The sequence below is a fragment of the Prosthecobacter sp. Pr1 genome (assembly GCF_057652315.1).
On record NZ_JBYFBS010000009.1, the window covers coordinates 18,169 to 33,900 of the forward strand.

Consider the following 15,732-nt stretch of genomic DNA (forward strand, 5'->3'; position numbering starts at 1 on the left):
ACCGCTGCATCAATGGCGTTTCATTTTGAAACGCTCAATCCGTTTCCCCGAGCAGTCCATCTTCATTGCTTGGAGACACGATGGCTCAACTAGGGTTATATAAATATTCAGTGACAAATGATTATTAAGCATTGTTAAATAGCTATTTACGTAACGTTTCAAGCCAACCTTCTACCACCCATACTCGGCATGAAAGATGGCCTACGTTGAAGCGCGGGCACCGTCCGAACTGGTGGCAGTTTTTTCGCGCCAGCGGTAGCGCTCCGCCCATGGGTTCGGCTTTCGCTCGACGACATCGGCGATGATTTCACCCAAGACGGGCGTGAACTTGAAGGCGTGGCCGGAATCTCCGGCAGCGATGATGAGGCCGGGATGACCGGGGTCGTGGTCGATCCAGAAGGCTCCGTCAAAGGTGTCGCAGTACAGGCAGACGCGGGTGGAGTGCAGCGGAGCGTCTGCCAGGGTGGGAAAGGTTTCGCGGAGGAAGGCGCGATAGCGCTCCTCCTCCCCTGCCGGCAGGGTTCGCGGATCTGAGGCATTGACCCGGCGGCCGGGGCCGTGGTTGGCCACTTTGACAAGTCCGGCAGCATTGGCGGGAAAGCCATACCAGCCGGTCCGGCCAATGTCGGCACCCCAGACGGGAAACTGCGGCGGAGTGAAGGGGCGCGGATCCTGCGGTTGGAAATGGAAGACCGTCTGAGCGGTGGCCCACATCACCTCCTGCAGATGCGGCAGCAGCGTGGGCGTCCAGGCTCCGGCGGCGACAAGGACGGCATCGGCCTGCCAGGTTTGCCCGGTGGCGGAGGTGATGCCGGTACAGCGGGAGCCCGTGAACTGCGGGCGCGGCTGAGGCACGTTTTCGGAGATTTCCACTCCGGCCTGCCGGGCCTCGGCGGCCAGCCGCGCAATCACCCGCCCGCTTTCCACCCAGCCACCGGCGGGATTCAGGTAGCCATCACGGTAAAGCGCATGATTCCAGGCCGGGTGCAGTTCCCGCAGCATCTCAGCCGGGGTCCGGCGTAATGGGTGGCCGCGTGGCGTGAGGAAGGCGCGGCTGTCATGTTCAAAGCCGCCGGGCTTCATCGTGTCCCGGGACATGACGAGAAAGCCGACCTCGTGGTAGAGGTCTTCGCCCCAGCGGGCGTTCCACTCGCGCCAGCGTCGCAGGCTGAGCTCGCCCATCGCCGTATGCTGCTCGTCGTTGGCGTAGTCCATGCGCACCACCTTGCTGATGTCCGTGGAGGCGGCGTCGGGATGCGGGAGCGGGCCTTGATCGATCAAGGTCACCAGCCAGCCCCGAGCGCGGAGCTCAAGGGCAGCGGTCAGGCCAAAGCAACCGCCGCCGAGAATGAGAATGGTGGGGGTCATGTGTACTGGATGGTTTCAAACACTGCGCCACCGAGCAGGCGTTCCCCATCATACAAGGCGCAGATTTGGCCCGGCGTGAGGGCGCGCTGCGGCTCCGAGTATTCGAGTTCCGCGCGACCATCGCCCAGCGGGCGGAAGATGGCATTGCCTGCCGGGCAGCGGTAGCGTGGCTGGGCCTGCAGCAGGCGCTCCTCCTGCAAAGGGGCGCCGGTGCTGGAAATGGAATGCAGTGTGGCCTTGCGTGCCCAGAGCAGCGGTGTGTCCGAATTTTCAATGGCGACCACGAGTTCGTTGGTCTGCGGGCGCTTGGCCACCACGACATAGGCCTGCTTGTGGATGGGGCTGGCCACGCCGTGGCCCTTGCGCTGGCCCAGCGTGTAGAGGTGCAGGCCGCGATGCTCGCCCAGCACCTTCCCTTCCAGATTCACAATGGGCCCCGGCTGGTCCGGCACAAAAGTGCGCAGGAAATCTTCCATCTTCACCTGGCCGATGAAGCAGATGCCCTGGCTGTCTTTCTTCTCCGCTGTCTTGAGGCCGAACTCACGGGCTTTCTCCCGCAACTCCGGCTTGAGCAGATGCCCGATGGGAAACTGCGCGATGCGCACCTGATGCGGCTGCATCATGGCGAGGAAGTAGGTCTGGTCCTTGTTCGGGTCTGCGCCGCGCAGGATGGAGGCTGGATGCTCGCTGTTTGCATCCACCTTGCGTGCATAGTGCCCGGTGGCGATGGCCTCAAAGCCATGCTCCTGCGCCCAGTCCCAGAGGACGCCAAATTTCATCTCGCGGTTGCACATCACATCCGGATTTGGAGTAATGCCGGCCTGGTAGCCTTCGATCAGGTACTTCACCACCTTCTCGCGGTATTCCGTCATGAGATTGACCACCCGAAACGGGATGCCCAGCTGCTTGGCCACCGCCTCGGCATCGGTGATATCCTCCTCCCACGGGCAGTGGCCGATGATGTTCTCCTCATTGATCCAGTTCTTCATGTACACGCCGGACACGTCATGCCCTGCGCGGACGAGCTCGGCTGCGGCCACGCTGCTGTCCACGCCTCCGGACATGGCTGCGAGAATCTTCATCCGCTGAGAATCGGCGGCTGATGGCTGGCGTCAATCAAGAGGCGCAGCGTCATTGCTTGTTCATCGCCACCTGCCGGTATATCTCGGCGCATGCGCTTTGTTTTTTCTCCCTTCCTTTCATGCTGCCATGCCGCCCTCCTCGGACTGGCTCTGATGCTGTCTGCCTGCTCTTCTCGCAGTTCCCTTCCCATGTTGATGGTGGAGCGGCTGAACTGGATGGATGAAGTGGCCATGGCCAAGCAGGTGCGGTCATTGCCCATCACCGATCCTGTGCGTGAGGCGGAACTGCTGCGCGCCATGACGCAGCGCGGTGTCGCGGCTGGGTTGAAAGAAGAGAACGTGCGGCGCTTTTTCACCGGGCAGATGGTGGCGGCCAAAGTGGTGCAGGAGGAATGGCTGCAAAAGCATCCGCAGGGGGTGACTTCCTATGTGATGGTGCCCGATCTCAAGCTGACTGTGCGTCCGGCTTTGGATGCCATTGGGCAGAAGATGATCGCCAGCCTCGCCAAGCCACGTACTCCAGCAGCATCCGCCGCCATCCTTGTGGAGGCAGGCCAGCGCCTCGCCCGTGCAGGTTACTCGAAGACGGTCAGTCAGCCAGCCTTGGAAGGGCTTGAGGCCGGGCTTGCTCCCTGAGCAGTTCATAACCTCCCGGACGAACCCCGGCTTGATCTTTGCCAGCGCCGCATTCAGATGAGGGATGGATAAGATTCAAAAAGTTCCCACCAGCGAGTTCCACTCCGGCTACGGCTGCATCATCATGAGTGCGGTGGTCGGAGTCTTCGTCTTCATCATCTGGTGGGGCTATTACACGCTGACCACGATGGATGCGGCCATCGCGGCGATCACTCAGTCGGCCCCTGCCAAACTGCCTGACGTGGCGGCGGTGCCAGACCTGGAGAAAAAGCTCACCGACTTTGCCGATGCAGCGAATGCGGGCAAACCGGCCACGATGAAACTCAGCGTGGCGGAGCTCAACTCCATGCTCGTGCTGGCTCCAGACGGCGGAAGCGGCAGCTACAAAGACATGCTGAGGGTGAAATCACTGGATGCCGCGAAGCAGACGATCGTCACCGATGTCAGCCTGCCCATGAATAAAAAGTTCTGGGAGGACTCGAAGCGTTACCTCGTCGGCGAAGTGGACTACACCTTGGAGATGACCGAGCTGGGACCCGATGCCAAAGTCAGCGCTGTGCGGGTGCCGGGCAAGACGGTGCCAGAGGAAATGGTCAAAGGCATGGCGATGTATGGAGCCATGGGCCCTTATCAGAACGACAAGACGCTGGGCCCGGTGCTGAAGGCGATCAAAAAGTATCTGGTGGAGGCAGACGGGGTGGTTCTTTCCACAGAGAAGTGAATCCTCATTCTCAGACCATGAATCTCCCCCAGCACCCCAACCCCTGGAAAACCGTTTCCACCCGGGAGACCTATGCCAATCCATGGATCCGCGTGCGTGAGGATCAGGTGCTCAAACCCACTGGCGGCCCCGGCATCTATGGCGTGGTGGAGTACAAGAACATCGCGGTTGGCGTCATTCCTGTGGATGAAGAAGGCCACACCTGGCTCGTGGGCCAGTGGCGCTACTGCCACGGACGCTATGAGTGGGAGATCCCCGAAGGCGGCTGTCCGGCTGGTGAATCCCCATTAGAGGCAGCAAGGCGTGAGTTGAGGGAGGAAACCGGCATCGTTGCCGCCACCATCGAGCCCCTGCTCTCCGGCATCCAGCTTTCGAATTCCACCAGCAACGAAGTCTGCGACATCTTCATCGCCACCGGCCTGACCCACACCGAGGCGCAGCCCGAGGACACGGAGGAACTCGAAGTCCTGCAACTGCCGCTGACTGAGGCCATTCAAATGGCCCGCGATGGACGCATCCGCGACAGCATCAGCGTGCTCGCGCTGCTGGCAGTGGCAGGACGTGGCGATTTGACCGCATGACTTGCACATTCTTGCGGCATCAAAACTCTTGTCGGGACATGCTCACGGTGACAGAGTGGGAAGACCATGAACACAGAGCAACTGGAACAACTCAAGACACTGGTGGCAGACGCAGGCGATCTGCCAGAAGCCGCGAAAACCAAGCTGCTTGAGCTGCTGGCACAGACCGAGGCAGAAGCCCCCACCGCAGAGCCCGGGCAGGCCCAGGGCCAGTGGCTTTCTTCCGTGGAAGAACTCGAGGCCGCGCACCCTGAAGCGACGGGCTTTATGAACCGGCTGGCGACCACGCTGGCCAACATGGGGATCTGAAGTGGAACCCACACTTTCAAAAGAACCTAGAATCCGCCTTTGACAGAACTTAGGAGGCGTGTAGTTTCGCGCCCCTTTTTCCCCGAGGGAATGTCGCCATGCCAAACACACAAGTTATTCTCAAAGAACAAATCAAAGGCCTCGGAGCCGAAGCTGACGTCGTCAGCGTGAAGCGCGGTTTTGCGCGCAATTTCCTGCTTCCCCAAGGCAAGGCTTATGAAGCCACCAAGGGCAACCTGCGCTACACCGAGCGTCTCAAGGCCGTGCGTGCCGAGCGCGAAGCCAAGGAAGTCGCTGAAGCTGAAAAGATTGCCTCCAAGCTGAAGAAGGTGAAGCTCAAGCTCACCCTTTCCACCGGTCAGGGCGGCAAGGCTTTCGGTTCCATCACCACCATCGACATCGCCAAGGCTCTTTCCGAAGAGTCCAAGATCGAAGTGGATCGTCACATGATCGTCCTCGAAAAGCCGATCAAGAACACCGGCAACTTCGAAATCGTCGTCAAACTCGGCCACGAAATCACCGCCACCGTCAAGCTGAACGTCTCCGCCGCCGGCGAAGCCGCTCCTGCTGAAGACGACGCTGAATAAAGCCAGCCCCTCCAGTTTAAAACCCCTCCTGCAAAGCCGCGTGAACAACGCGGCTTTGTTTTTTTAGCAGATAGGGAGCTTGGCTGAAGTTGTTGTGCGCCGCCTAATGCGTGCACTCTGGTGCAAAAAGACTCGAAAGAGACACTTCCGTACCGGGTATTGATATTGACAATCATGCCTCCGGTTTGGAGCATGCCCCCACTCACCATGAAGAAATACAACGTCGGAATCATCGGATACGGCTGGGCCGCCAGCGCTCACATTGACGCCATCAACAAAACCAAGCAGGGACAGGTCACCGCGATCTATTCCTCCCGCAAACTGGACGACGCCGAGCTGACGGCGAAGCACGGTACGCCCATCAAGAGCTACCAAAACATCGACGAGATGCTGGCCAATCCGGACATCCACGTGGTGGACATCTCCAGCTACCCCAGCCAGCACCGGGATCAGGCCATCAAGGCAGCGAATGCGAAGAAGCACATCATCCTCGAAAAGCCGATGGCCAACTCGCTGCAGGAAGTGCGCGAGATCGTCGCCGCTGCCAAGGCCAACGGAGTGAAAGGCTGCGTCTGCTTTGAGTGCCGCTTCTCGAATCAATTCCAAGTGACCAAGGCGCTCATCGATGAAGGCCTGCTCGGCAGCATCCATTATGGCGAAGTCGACTATTACCACGGCATCGGCCCTTGGTACGGTCAGTTCCGCTGGAACACCGGCAAGAAGGACGGCGGCAGCGCACTGCTCACCGCCGGCTGCCATGCGCTGGATGCCCTGCTCATGGTCATGGGCGGCGAAATCGAAAGCGTCACCAGTTTCTCCACCAAGACGCAGAGCGAGATCTTCAAGCCCTATGAGTACGACACCACCAGCGTCACACTGATTCACTTCAAGAACGGCGCCGTGGGCAAATCCGCCGCCGTGGTGGACTGCCTGCAGCCCTACTACTTCCACACCCACCTGTGCGGCAGCCAGGGCAGCCTGCTGGACGACAAGTTCCACTCCATGAAGCTGCACACCGACAAGCACGCCTGGAGCAAGCTCTCCATGAAGATGCTCGACTCCGGTGACGTGAGCGATCATCCCTATGAATCCCAGTTCCAGGCCTTCTTTGATTCCCTGGACGAGGGCAAGGACATGCCGCTCACCAGCTTCCCCGAAGCGCTGCGCACCTTTGAAGTCATCTTCGCCTCCGACAAGAGCGCGGAGCAGGGCGGCAAGCCCGTGCGCATTGCGGATCTCGGCTGAATCTGATCCTCCGTTGCGATCACTCACAACCGCGTGGCGCTGCAGCGTCGCGCGGTTTTTTGTGCCCGCACTGCCCGCACCACCACTTCACTCAGTCGTTTTACCACACCAGCACTTCTTCTTCCTCATGCTGCTGGGGCTGCGGCCCGGCCACAGCGGGAAGCCCGCCGGGTTTGACGAAGTCGTAGATGATGGGGATGCTCATCAGCCCGGTCTTGCGGTCGTCAAACCAGTCGGAGTAGAATGGCTTGCCGAAGACACGAAAGCCCATGGTCTGGTACAGCGGCAGCAGGCGCTTGCCGGATTTGGTGACCACATGCGCGGCCTTCTGTTTTTTGGCGTAATCCTGCATCGCCACGGCCAGCTGCATCAGCGGCATGCCGGCGAGGCTTTTCCGGGCGCAGCCGCGTGAGACTTCCATGATGAGCCCGCTCTGGGGGAACACCAGGTCCTGCGCATCAGATTCACTTTGCAGTTCCAGTCGCGGCACTTCATCGCTGCGCAGCATGCGGACCACACCGGTGATGTCTCCGGCGGTGTTGAAGAGCGCAAAATGATGGGCGAATTCATCAAATTCATCGATCTCATGCAGCAGGCCGGTCGTGTAAACTTCACGCCGGATCTGCGCTATGATGGATCGATTTTCGTGAAAAGGAATCTTCTGGACCATGATTTGATAAACTGCCTCTCTTTATGATAAAGAGTTTGCCTGAAGCAAAACTAAATACGCCTAAATATAGATTAAAAAATCACGGCACACCGCTTGCTTCGGGTTCGGAGACCCGCGCGTCTGGAGCGCTTTGGCGTGCAGTGCCACATCCGGCAAATCCAGGTCATCCCCGCACAATGGGTTCTAGGTTCACTGAGTTCAAAAGGGATTTAGAACCCCAGCCTCCAACTGAACCCAGAACGAGCTGCAGCCACTGCCTCCAAACCCGGGGATCAACATGCCGTTGCTGCTACAAGAGCGGTTTTCAAGTTAACCGAGGCCAATGATGCCACCCGCCCCAGCCTTTTCCGCTGCCGCCAGTTCGATCAAGCGCACCTCCGGCGGGCACACAAAGCCAGGCGGAGCCTTGCCTGGCAGCAAGATGCGGAAACGATATAGATCTTTCAATTTCAATACATCGTACTGCTTTTGCAGAGTTTCAGCACTCAGGGGCAGATGACTTGGAAATGCCCAGAGTGCGGAATAGCCGGACTGTTCATGATGAATAGGCCCTGCGCTGCTCAAAAACTCCGCCACGGGCCCAGCCAGCCGGTTCCACCGCAGCAGCAGAACATGGTTGGCGGTGATGTGTCCATCATCCTGATTGAAGCCGTGCATCCACTTGCCCTTGTAGCGCGTCAGACCATCCTGCAAAAAGGCTCTGCTGCTGCCCAGAAGGATGCGGGTGCAGCCGAGCTGCCTGGCATGATCCAGCGAATGAACGTAGAGGGCGGCCAGAGCCCCCTGACGCAGAAGGTCCTGCCGCCCATCCTTCACTCCTGTCACCACCAGGTTGTAGCCCCTGCCCTGCTTCATCACCAGGTCTGCGGCCACACGTTCCCCATTCAGTGTCAGCCACTGAATGAAACCGAAAGCATAAACCAGCCGCAGCATCCAGCGGGGCGTCAGGCGGGCGTTCGTGGTGTGCCGGCCCAGAATATAGGGCTTGTAGAAATGCTCGTAAAACAGATCAAAATCACCGGCGGCCTTGGAAAGCTGGCTGGTATAGCCTTGCTTTTTAACACGCCGTAAATCCGACGCCACGCTGCTGCGCTTCAGGGAGAAATCCGACGCATTCTCAGGGACCGACTGCCAGGTGGAGATCAAGGGCGGCATCACCAGAAAGTCCTTCCCCAAAAACAGCCGGGCTGAAATGCGGTCAATCCCCACGAGGGTCAAGTCGGCTGAGGCCTGCCGCTGGTTCAGATGCCGCCGCAGCTGCCACACCGGCACCTGGGTGGTTTTCTCCACCACGGGCTCCCCTGCAAAAAAGTAGGGGCCGACCTGCGCAGCCCAGCGTGGCATTCCGGCCGCGAGCATCCGGACTTCCTGACCAGACGCACGCGAGGTGCCGCAGAGCTCCTGCACGGAAACGCGCCAGCTGGTGAATGGCAGGCGCAGGCCCACCCACCATCGCAGCACGGTATGCAGAAAGACAATCATGATGGCTGAGCGTGACTTTGGCTGGTTGAGTTCACATCGGGCAGGATGGTTTCATGGGTCAATGCAGGCGCTGCAAGTTCGCAAAGCTTCAACTGTTCAGGCCCTCCCTCATGCACCGCTGTCAGGGGAATAAGACGCACATTGGCGGGGCAGACAAATTCCTCAGGCACCTCTCCGGGCAGCAGGATGTCAAACCGGCGCAGGCCGGCGGTATCGAGCTTGTCATAGTGCTGCTGCAGAGTCTTCGCTGTCAGCGGCTCATCGTGTGGAAAGACCCATAGGGCTGAGTAGCCGTCCTGATCATGATGAATGAGAGAGGTCTGGCTCAGAAACTCAGCCACCGGCCCCGCCAGGCGATTCCAGGCCAGCAGTGTGACGCAATTGGCGGAGATGAATCCATCATGACTGCGCAGGCCCGTGGCCCATTTGCTCTTGTAGCGAAAGACTCCGTCATGCAGCGAGGGCATGCTTCCACCCATGTTGAGCTCGGTGCAGCCCAGCCGTTTGGCCTCCTGCATCGAATGCACGTAGAGCGCGCTCAACACTCCCTCTTTGAGCAGATCCGCCCGCCCATCCAGCACGCCGTTCACCCGCCTGGTCAGCTCCTTTCCCTTGATCGTGAGAATCCCACCGGCCAGTTTCTCCCCCTTGCGAGACACCCACTGGATCATTCCCTGGCGGAACACGTACCTCATCATCCAGCGGGGGGAGACCATTGTCATGTCACCATGCCGTGCCGTGGTGTGCGGACGATGAAACTTATCACAAAAGAGATCGAAGTCCTTCTCCTCCCGGCTGAGGTGGCACTCAAAGTTTTTCACGCGTATGCGGCGGAGGTCTGTCTGGGCATTGCGGTGCGTGCGCCCAAACTCCCGCAGATCCTCCGGGACTTTCATCCAGCTGGTGATCCACCGCGGCAGAGCGATGTACTTCGTGTCCAGAAACAGTCGTGCAGATACCCGGTCAATTTCGATGTCCATCAGGTCTGCGACAGCGCGACACTCGTTAACAAAGCGCTGCAGCCGCCAGACGGGCACCCGAGTGCGGCGCACCACGGTGGGCTCCTGCGCAAAGAAACGTCCGGTGATGAAGGCGGACGGGGATCCTGCGCTGAGCATCACCACCTCCCGGCCAGAAGCCCGCGCAGGTCCGCGCAGCAGAACCACCGGCACACGCCAGTGGACGAACGGCAGAACGATTTGCATGCACCGGCGCAGCAAGGTTTGCAGCTTCATTTGAAGAGCCGCCTCATGCGTATTCCAGCAAAGCCTTGATGACCTTGCGCTCGGCCACGGCTTTGAATGCGGCGGTGATCTCATCCAGCGGGAAGCGGTGCGTGATGAAATCCGCCGAGGTGAGCCTGCCCTCACGAATCCACTGGCAGAGAGCGGCCTGAGATTCCTTCTCATAGCGGCGTGTGGGCCACTGATGGACGAAGAGGTTGAAGTTGAAATCGGCCTTCGCTTTGTCGATGTGCAGCACGCCGTGGGTGAGCACGCCATAGATGCAGTGGGAGCCGCCACGGCGCAGCAGCGGCAGCCCCTGCTGGACAATGTCGGGATGACCGACGGCGTCGATGACGGCATCCAGCTTTTTGCCCCGAATCTTGGAGAGCTCGCCGATCTCCAGGTCACTCGGCGCAAAGGCCGCATCCGCACCCAAGGCCAGCGCCTTGGCCTGCTTGTCCGCATGCCGGTCCACGATGCCGATCCAGCCGAGGCCAAAGAGGCGGCCGAGCTTCACAAAGCTGAGGCCCACCGGCCCAGCGCCATAGATCAGCACGTCATCGCCAGGCTGGAGGTGAAAGTCACGAAAGGCACCGAGCACCTCGCGCCAGGTGCAGAGGAGCACGGCCTGCCCCGGTGGGATGTCGGCATCCACACGGGTCTGAATTTCGAAGACTTCCACCCAGCCGTGAGCCTCATCGGCCACGCCGTCTGCGACCATGGCATCGTGATCATTCGCCAGGGTGTACTCCCCAAAGCCGCCCCAGCCGGAATCGACGCCCTCCGTTTGCAGATCGAAAACAAGCCCGCCGACCGCACGATCTCCCACCTTGAAATTTTTCACCTTGTCTCCCACCGCGACCACGATGCCGACGCTCTCATGGCCGAGGGCAAAGGGGAACTTGTCCTCCATGCCGGGAAATTTACCGGCGAGCAGTTCGGAGTCCGTGCGGTTGCACAGGCAGGCGCATTCCGTGCGCACCAGCGCCTGATACGGCCCGGGCTTGGGCTGCGGCGTGTCGAGGATGGCGAGTTCTCCTGGGGCGATGGCGATGACGGACTTCATGGGGCGGAGAGAGTAAAAAGGGATGAAGAAGTGAAAAGAGGAATCCCGGAGCGAGGGCCTTTTCACTTCTTCAAGCCGTCTCATCCGGCAGCGGTACGTTTTGCTCCACCTTGCCCGTGCGCGGGTCCGGGCTGAGTTGAGCCACCCTGCGTGCCGAACATTTCACACTCGTGCAGCCACCATCATCCAGGCAGCTGCGCATCAGGGCTTCCAGTTGCTGCTGCAGTGCAGCGACATCGACACCCGGTTGCGGGACAAACAGACACTCCACGGCATCCGGCCCCGTCTGACGAAACTGGTAGATCGCCACATCGTACTGTTCATCCATGAAGAACAGAAAGTTAGTGCCGATGAACACGTGCCGCTCCGGAGTCTTGAACACATAGCACATCGTGCTACGGCCAATGATCTGCTCGATCCGCTTGAACGGCCAATGGGCATCCACCGGCCCGAGTTTGACACGGTCATGAACGTGGTAGCGCAGCAGTGGCAGCGCCTTGTTGATGAGCGGCGTCACCAGCGCGTGGTCGGAGAGAACGCCATCGGGCACCGGCTGGTCGGCAGCGTCCACCGCCTCAAACACCAGCATGTCATCATGGCAATGCAGGTGCTCCATGCCCCGCCACTGCCGGGCAATGCCGAGCGTCTCACCGCAGCCATACATGTTGAAAGGCTCAATGCCGAAGGCCCTGCGGCAGAGGTCGCGGATGCCAGGCGTCACGGCATCTCCTCCGGCCCAGATGTAGCCCTTGTCCTTGGGCATGCGGAGATTCAGCTCGCCATTGAGCTGGGCCTGCGCCAGCCGGCCAAACAAGGAGGCATATCCCATCATGGCATCCGGCTGGATGCGCTGCACCTCGGCCAGGATTTCGCTCCAAGGCGCGGTGATGTTGATGCGGTGATAAGTGCAAAACAGCGCACCAATCCAGGGCCGCGTCGCATACAAGGCGGCAGAAACGGAAGGTGAAGTGGCCGTGACGAAGGCCAGGACCTTGAGCCGCCTGCGAAAAAACGGCAGCGGCGGCTGGCTGGCGCTGTGCGGAGATGTGGAATTGCGCAGATTCTGGCAGGCATGCCCCCAGTCCACGGAGGCGATGTCATGCGGAACCGCAAAGCCCGGGCCAGTGGTGCCGGAAGTGGTGCTGACCATCCAGCGGCCATGCAGCAGCGTCCCCCAGTTTTTCGGATCATGAAGGAACTTCTCCAGCTCAGCGCGGCGCAAACGCTTGTCAGGGACGATCTCATCCCAGTTCTCCACCATCAACTCCTTCGTCATGGGCGGAATGTCCGTGATCTGGCAGCGCTCCACATCGATGCCCGCGAGGTGCCTCCGGTAAAAGGGGCTCACCTCCAGAGCATAGCGCGCCATGGCACGCCAGCGGCGCTCCTGCAGCTTCAGCAGGTCCGCACGGCTCATGAAATGGGCTTCCTTCACGGCCCGGCGTGCGCGAAGAATGTTGAACAATCGACTCATGGTGGATGGTTGTCGGGTTGGGAGAGCGTGCGGTCAAGGCGCGAGCCGGAGGGTGGATGAATCTTGCGGCTCATATGGGCCGTATCCGAGCCGCCAGACATTTTCTACCCCTCCCCGCAATCCCCGCACATCATCTCACCACATCCGCACTGGAAATCCGCCCAATTCTTGCTTTGTAAATCGACCCCATGCTCCGCAAGATATTCGAATACCTGCTCTGGCCCCTGATCCTCGTTGCTGCCTTGATCCCCACCGGGATCGGCATCGCGCACAAGCAAGGGCCGCTGGCCTTTAACATCACCTATTTCAGCCTCGCGGCGCTGCTTTACTTTCTGGAGCGCGTGTATCCGCATGAGAAAGCCTGGTTGCAGTCGGACGGGCAGGAGTTTCCAGACCTGGCGCACACGGCCTTCACCAAATCGTTTGTGCAGCTCATCATCATTTCCGCCACCTGGCTCGGCCTTGCCTCCGTGGTGGGAGGGGACTTGGGCACAGGGTACTGGCCGAATCACTGGCCCATGTTTTTCCAGGTGGTGCTGGGTTTGGTGATCGCTGAGTTTGGCCTGTACTGGGCGCACCGCATCGCGCATGAATGGATGCCGCTGTGGTGGTTCCATGCGGTGCATCACAGCTCCAAAAAGCTGTGGTTCTTCAACACCGGACGCTTTCACATCATCGACACTCTCAAGAGCGCCCTCTTCTCCGCCCCGCTGCTGGCGCTGGCTGGCGCGCCGCAGAGCGTGGTGCTGTGGTTCGGGGCCATCACCGCCTACATCGGCTTTCTCACGCATGCGAACATTCAGATGCGCTTCGGCTGGCTGAACTACATCTTCAACACCCCTGCCCTGCACCGCTGGCACCACTCCATGGACCTGCGCGAAGGCAATAAAAACTACGGCGAAAACCTCATGCTGTGGGACATCATCTTCGGGACGTATTACGACGACACCAAACGCCGCCCCCCGGTGGAGATCGGCATCAAGTCCGCCATGCCCCGCACGTTCTGGGGCCAGGTGGTGGAGCCCTTCCGCTGGCACAAATTTCAGTCCTCCGCCAAAGCAGGCACCCACAAGCACGAGTTGTTGTGAAAAAGGTGGGCACCCCACCCCGAAAACGACTTGCTGCACTCCGGTGCCCATGCGAAGCATCGCTCCCCGAACAACGCGCCCGTAGTTCAACGGATAGAATGGTGGTCTCCGAAGCCGCATATCCAGGTTCGATTCCTGGCGGGCGCACCAGCTTGCTACATGGCTGGAACTTGGTTTCACTAGGGAGGCATTGCCAAAAGGCATCCTTAGCGCCTTTGTCATACGAGTTCTGATTTGCCTCTGCGCATGCGTGCGCTTTCCTGCCCTCCCATGTGTGGCCGTCTGAACCAGTTCGCGAAGATCCCCGCGCTTTCTCTCGCGGGGAAGAAACTGCGCATCGAACGACGGCCCAAAAAGAAGGACGAGGACACGAAGTCCGAGGTGCCAGTGATCCACAACATCTGCCCCACGGACTACGCGGACGTGCTGACCATGCAGGCTGACGAGATCGGCATCGAACGCATGCGCTTTGGCTTGGTTCCATCGTGGGCCAAAGGCGGCAAGAGGGAGGTCGCAAAGAAGTTCGGACTCACGTTCAATGCGCGGTGTGAGAGCATCTTTGAGCTGGCCTCCTATCGCGGTCCCATCTTGCGCCAGCGCTGCCTCATCCCCGTGGTGGGCTGGCATGAATGGCCTGACCGCACCACTCCCTACTTCATTCATCGCACGGACAATGCACCTGTCTTGCTGGCTGGCATCTGGGATGTGTGGGAGAGTCGCAGCCCGGAGGATTTCGAAAGTGGGGCCGTCATCACCTCCATGAGTGTCGTCACCACGCCGCCGGGGCGCTACATGGCAAAGTTTCACGACCGCAGCCCCCTCATTCTGGAAGACGAAAGTGCCCTTGCATGGATGCAGCCCGGCATGAGTGCCGACGACTTGCGCGCCCTCTTTCGTCCCTATGAGAGCGAGATGCTGGAGGCCTACCGCGTCTCCACCACCGCCAATCGTTCCCGCGACAAAAGTGAGGAAACCCTCCGCCCGATCGCGCCTCCCGTGCCGCAGGCTGGAGATGAGCCGGTCAAAGTGGGAGTGGATCCCGGTCCACAAATGATGCTCTTTGAGCCCTGACCGAGCTAAATTTCTCGCTTAGTTTACGAAGCTCTTACAAGCGCAAATCCTATAATGGATGTTATAGTAAATCTTGAGAATGACGCAAAATAGCGACGCATCATTGATCTTGGTGCGTTTATTTTTTTGACGAATTTATGAAGTGCGACAAATTCAATATCATGAAACTCCTCATAGCCATGGTGGTCTTTGCTCTAATCGGGCATGGCATGGCGGCGGAATCCAACGGCACCGTTTCGGTGGCGATTGGCAAGGTGACACTCATCCCAATGGGTGGCAATGCGGAGACTCCGCTGAAGGTGGGTGATGCGGTGCCGGTGGGCTCCACGGTGAAGACCGGGCCTGCTTCACGTGCGGTGATCAAGACCACCAAGCAGTCGGCCATCCGCATCGCTGAAAATTCACAGGCCGTATTCATGGAACTCGTGGATTCCGACACAGCACCCAAAGTGCTGGTGGATCTCAAGTCAGGCAGCCTCGGCGCGCTGATTCAGCCGCAGGCGCAATCCACCATGGACTTCAAGGTGAAGACCCCCAGCGGCATCGCTGCTGCGCGCGGCACGATGTTTGCGGTGGCCGTGGAAGATGGCAAAGGCTTCGTCAAAGTGGAGCATGGCAAGGTGGACGTGACTCCGAACGATGTGAAGAAGCAGGTGCCGCAGAGCGGCAAGGTGACGATCGTTAAAGGCAAAGTGACCGAGACTCTTCCAGGTCAGGCCGAGCACGCACTGAAGGAAGGTGACATCGTGACCGTGGGCAGCACACTCAAAACCGGTGCGGATTCAAACGCCACGGTGACTATGACAACAACGTCCGCGATTCGCCTCGGCCCGAATTCCGAGGCGGTGGTGGCTGAGATCGTCGAGTCCAAGGACGCACCCAAGGTGCTGCTGGACCTGAAGAACGGGGCCATCGGCGCACTGGTGAAGCCTGAGACCTCCGGCAAGATGGATTTCAAGATCAAGACGCCCAGTGGTGTCGCTGTGGCAAAAGGTGCCTTCTACTCCGTCTCCGTGGAGAACGGCAAAGGCTACGTGCAGACGAAGGACGGCGAAGTCGTCATCGTCCCGCTGGAAACCGCTGCCACCAATCCCAAGCCTCAGGAATAAAACGGAATGGCTTTGGT

16 protein-coding genes and 1 tRNA gene are annotated in these 15,732 nt (G+C 59.7%); 10 read left to right on the forward strand and 7 right to left on the reverse strand.

The window, feature by feature from the left end; translation table 11 throughout:
• Window positions 1–201: 201 nt before the first annotated feature.
• Both AC24GY_RS15715 and mnmA read right to left on the reverse strand, forming a co-directional pair.
• Window positions 202–1,368, reverse strand: a complete 1,167-nt coding sequence (locus AC24GY_RS15715; RefSeq protein WP_487684840.1) for an NAD(P)/FAD-dependent oxidoreductase — start codon at window positions 1,366–1,368, stop codon at window positions 202–204.
• On the reverse strand, window positions 1,365–2,450 hold the full coding sequence (gene mnmA, locus AC24GY_RS15720) for a tRNA 2-thiouridine(34) synthase MnmA (RefSeq protein WP_487684842.1): 1,086 nt from the start codon (window positions 2,448–2,450) through the stop codon (window positions 1,365–1,367). The genes AC24GY_RS15715 and mnmA overlap by 4 nt, the downstream gene beginning before the upstream one ends.
• 90 nt (window positions 2,451–2,540) lie before the next feature.
• Between mnmA and aroQ the strand changes: the two genes are divergently transcribed.
• The 6 genes from aroQ (at window position 2,541) to AC24GY_RS15750 (ending at window position 6,529) form a co-directional block, all read left to right on the forward strand.
• A complete protein-coding gene (gene aroQ / locus AC24GY_RS15725; RefSeq protein WP_487684845.1) occupies window positions 2,541–3,086 on the forward strand; it encodes a gamma subclass chorismate mutase AroQ in 546 nt (181 codons plus the stop codon).
• Window positions 3,087–3,150: 64 nt separating this feature from the next.
• A complete protein-coding gene (locus AC24GY_RS15730) occupies window positions 3,151–3,807 on the forward strand; it encodes a hypothetical protein (RefSeq protein WP_487684848.1) in 657 nt (218 codons plus the stop codon).
• A gap of 17 nt (window positions 3,808–3,824) precedes the next feature.
• On the forward strand, window positions 3,825–4,388 hold the full coding sequence (locus AC24GY_RS15735; protein WP_487684851.1) for an NUDIX domain-containing protein: 564 nt from the start codon (window positions 3,825–3,827) through the stop codon (window positions 4,386–4,388).
• Window positions 4,389–4,454: 66 nt separating this feature from the next.
• Window positions 4,455–4,697, forward strand: coding sequence for a DUF4404 family protein (locus AC24GY_RS15740; protein WP_395732524.1), 243 nt, complete (start codon window positions 4,455–4,457; stop codon window positions 4,695–4,697).
• 98 nt (window positions 4,698–4,795) lie between these two features.
• On the forward strand, window positions 4,796–5,284 hold the full coding sequence (rplI, locus tag AC24GY_RS15745; protein WP_422314894.1) for a 50S ribosomal protein L9: 489 nt from the start codon (window positions 4,796–4,798) through the stop codon (window positions 5,282–5,284).
• A 192-nt stretch (window positions 5,285–5,476) separates the two neighbouring features.
• Window positions 5,477–6,529, forward strand: coding sequence for a Gfo/Idh/MocA family protein (locus tag AC24GY_RS15750; protein WP_487684855.1), 1,053 nt, complete (start codon window positions 5,477–5,479; stop codon window positions 6,527–6,529).
• A 100-nt stretch (window positions 6,530–6,629) separates the two neighbouring features.
• Here AC24GY_RS15750 and AC24GY_RS15755 read toward each other — a convergent pair whose 3' ends face one another.
• The 5 genes from AC24GY_RS15755 to AC24GY_RS15775 form a co-directional block, all read right to left on the reverse strand.
• Window positions 6,630–7,199: a GNAT family N-acyltransferase gene (locus AC24GY_RS15755; RefSeq protein WP_487684858.1), complete on the reverse strand. Its 570-nt coding sequence runs from the start codon at window positions 7,197–7,199 to the stop codon at window positions 6,630–6,632.
• 309 nt (window positions 7,200–7,508) lie between these two features.
• Window positions 7,509–8,681, reverse strand: coding sequence for a hypothetical protein (locus AC24GY_RS15760; RefSeq protein ID WP_487684861.1), 1,173 nt, complete (start codon window positions 8,679–8,681; stop codon window positions 7,509–7,511).
• Complete coding sequence (locus AC24GY_RS15765) at window positions 8,678–9,916, reverse strand: hypothetical protein (RefSeq protein WP_487684864.1); 1,239 nt, start codon at window positions 9,914–9,916, stop codon at window positions 8,678–8,680. Before AC24GY_RS15765 ends, AC24GY_RS15760 begins: the two co-directional genes overlap by 4 nt.
• Before the next feature lie 13 nt (window positions 9,917–9,929).
• A complete protein-coding gene (locus AC24GY_RS15770; protein ID WP_487684867.1) occupies window positions 9,930–10,973 on the reverse strand; it encodes a zinc-dependent alcohol dehydrogenase in 1,044 nt (347 codons plus the stop codon).
• Window positions 10,974–11,043: 70 nt separating this feature from the next.
• Complete coding sequence (locus tag AC24GY_RS15775; protein WP_487684870.1) at window positions 11,044–12,447, reverse strand: phenylacetate--CoA ligase family protein; 1,404 nt, start codon at window positions 12,445–12,447, stop codon at window positions 11,044–11,046.
• Between the two features lie 188 nt (window positions 12,448–12,635).
• On the opposite strand from AC24GY_RS15775, the gene AC24GY_RS15780 reads away from it, so the two are divergent.
• The 4 genes from AC24GY_RS15780 to AC24GY_RS15795 all read left to right on the forward strand — a co-directional run bounded on the left by AC24GY_RS15780 (window position 12,636) and on the right by AC24GY_RS15795 (window position 15,715).
• Window positions 12,636–13,535: a sterol desaturase family protein gene (locus AC24GY_RS15780; RefSeq protein WP_487684873.1), complete on the forward strand. Its 900-nt coding sequence runs from the start codon at window positions 12,636–12,638 to the stop codon at window positions 13,533–13,535.
• A 75-nt stretch (window positions 13,536–13,610) separates the two neighbouring features.
• A tRNA-Arg gene (locus AC24GY_RS15785) sits at window positions 13,611–13,685 on the forward strand.
• A 120-nt stretch (window positions 13,686–13,805) separates the two neighbouring features.
• Entirely contained in the window at window positions 13,806–14,606 is an 801-nt protein-coding gene (locus AC24GY_RS15790; RefSeq protein ID WP_487684876.1) for an SOS response-associated peptidase, read from the forward strand.
• Window positions 14,607–14,767: 161 nt separating this feature from the next.
• Window positions 14,768–15,715, forward strand: coding sequence for a FecR family protein (locus tag AC24GY_RS15795; RefSeq protein WP_487684879.1), 948 nt, complete (start codon window positions 14,768–14,770; stop codon window positions 15,713–15,715).
• The last annotated feature ends 17 nt before the right edge of the window (window positions 15,716–15,732 follow it).

Excerpts from the sequence above, each read along its gene's own strand:
- AC24GY_RS15735 (WP_487684851.1), top strand. The coding sequence starts at position 3,825 with ATGAATCTCCCCCAGCACCCCAACCCCTGGAAAACCGTTTCCACCCGG.
- AC24GY_RS15730 (WP_487684848.1), top strand. The coding sequence starts at position 3,151 with ATGGATAAGATTCAAAAAGTTCCCACCAGCGAGTTCCACTCCGGCTAC.
- AC24GY_RS15780 (WP_487684873.1), top strand. The coding sequence starts at position 12,636 with ATGCTCCGCAAGATATTCGAATACCTGCTCTGGCCCCTGATCCTCGTT.
- AC24GY_RS15765 (WP_487684864.1), bottom strand. The coding sequence starts at position 9,916 with ATGAAGCTGCAAACCTTGCTGCGCCGGTGCATGCAAATCGTTCTGCCG.
- AC24GY_RS15740 (WP_395732524.1), top strand. The coding sequence starts at position 4,455 with ATGAACACAGAGCAACTGGAACAACTCAAGACACTGGTGGCAGACGCA.
- AC24GY_RS15755 (WP_487684858.1), bottom strand. The coding sequence starts at position 7,199 with ATGGTCCAGAAGATTCCTTTTCACGAAAATCGATCCATCATAGCGCAG.
- AC24GY_RS15775 (WP_487684870.1), bottom strand. The coding sequence starts at position 12,447 with ATGAGTCGATTGTTCAACATTCTTCGCGCACGCCGGGCCGTGAAGGAA.
- aroQ (WP_487684845.1), top strand. The coding sequence starts at position 2,541 with ATGCGCTTTGTTTTTTCTCCCTTCCTTTCATGCTGCCATGCCGCCCTC.
- AC24GY_RS15795 (WP_487684879.1), top strand. The coding sequence starts at position 14,768 with ATGAAACTCCTCATAGCCATGGTGGTCTTTGCTCTAATCGGGCATGGC.
- AC24GY_RS15760 (WP_487684861.1), bottom strand. The coding sequence starts at position 8,681 with ATGATTGTCTTTCTGCATACCGTGCTGCGATGGTGGGTGGGCCTGCGC.
- mnmA (WP_487684842.1), bottom strand. The coding sequence starts at position 2,450 with ATGAAGATTCTCGCAGCCATGTCCGGAGGCGTGGACAGCAGCGTGGCC.
- AC24GY_RS15715 (WP_487684840.1), bottom strand. The coding sequence starts at position 1,368 with ATGACCCCCACCATTCTCATTCTCGGCGGCGGTTGCTTTGGCCTGACC.
- rplI (WP_422314894.1), top strand. The coding sequence starts at position 4,796 with ATGCCAAACACACAAGTTATTCTCAAAGAACAAATCAAAGGCCTCGGA.
- AC24GY_RS15750 (WP_487684855.1), top strand. The coding sequence starts at position 5,477 with ATGCCCCCACTCACCATGAAGAAATACAACGTCGGAATCATCGGATAC.
- AC24GY_RS15790 (WP_487684876.1), top strand. The coding sequence starts at position 13,806 with ATGTGTGGCCGTCTGAACCAGTTCGCGAAGATCCCCGCGCTTTCTCTC.
- AC24GY_RS15770 (WP_487684867.1), bottom strand. The coding sequence starts at position 10,973 with ATGAAGTCCGTCATCGCCATCGCCCCAGGAGAACTCGCCATCCTCGAC.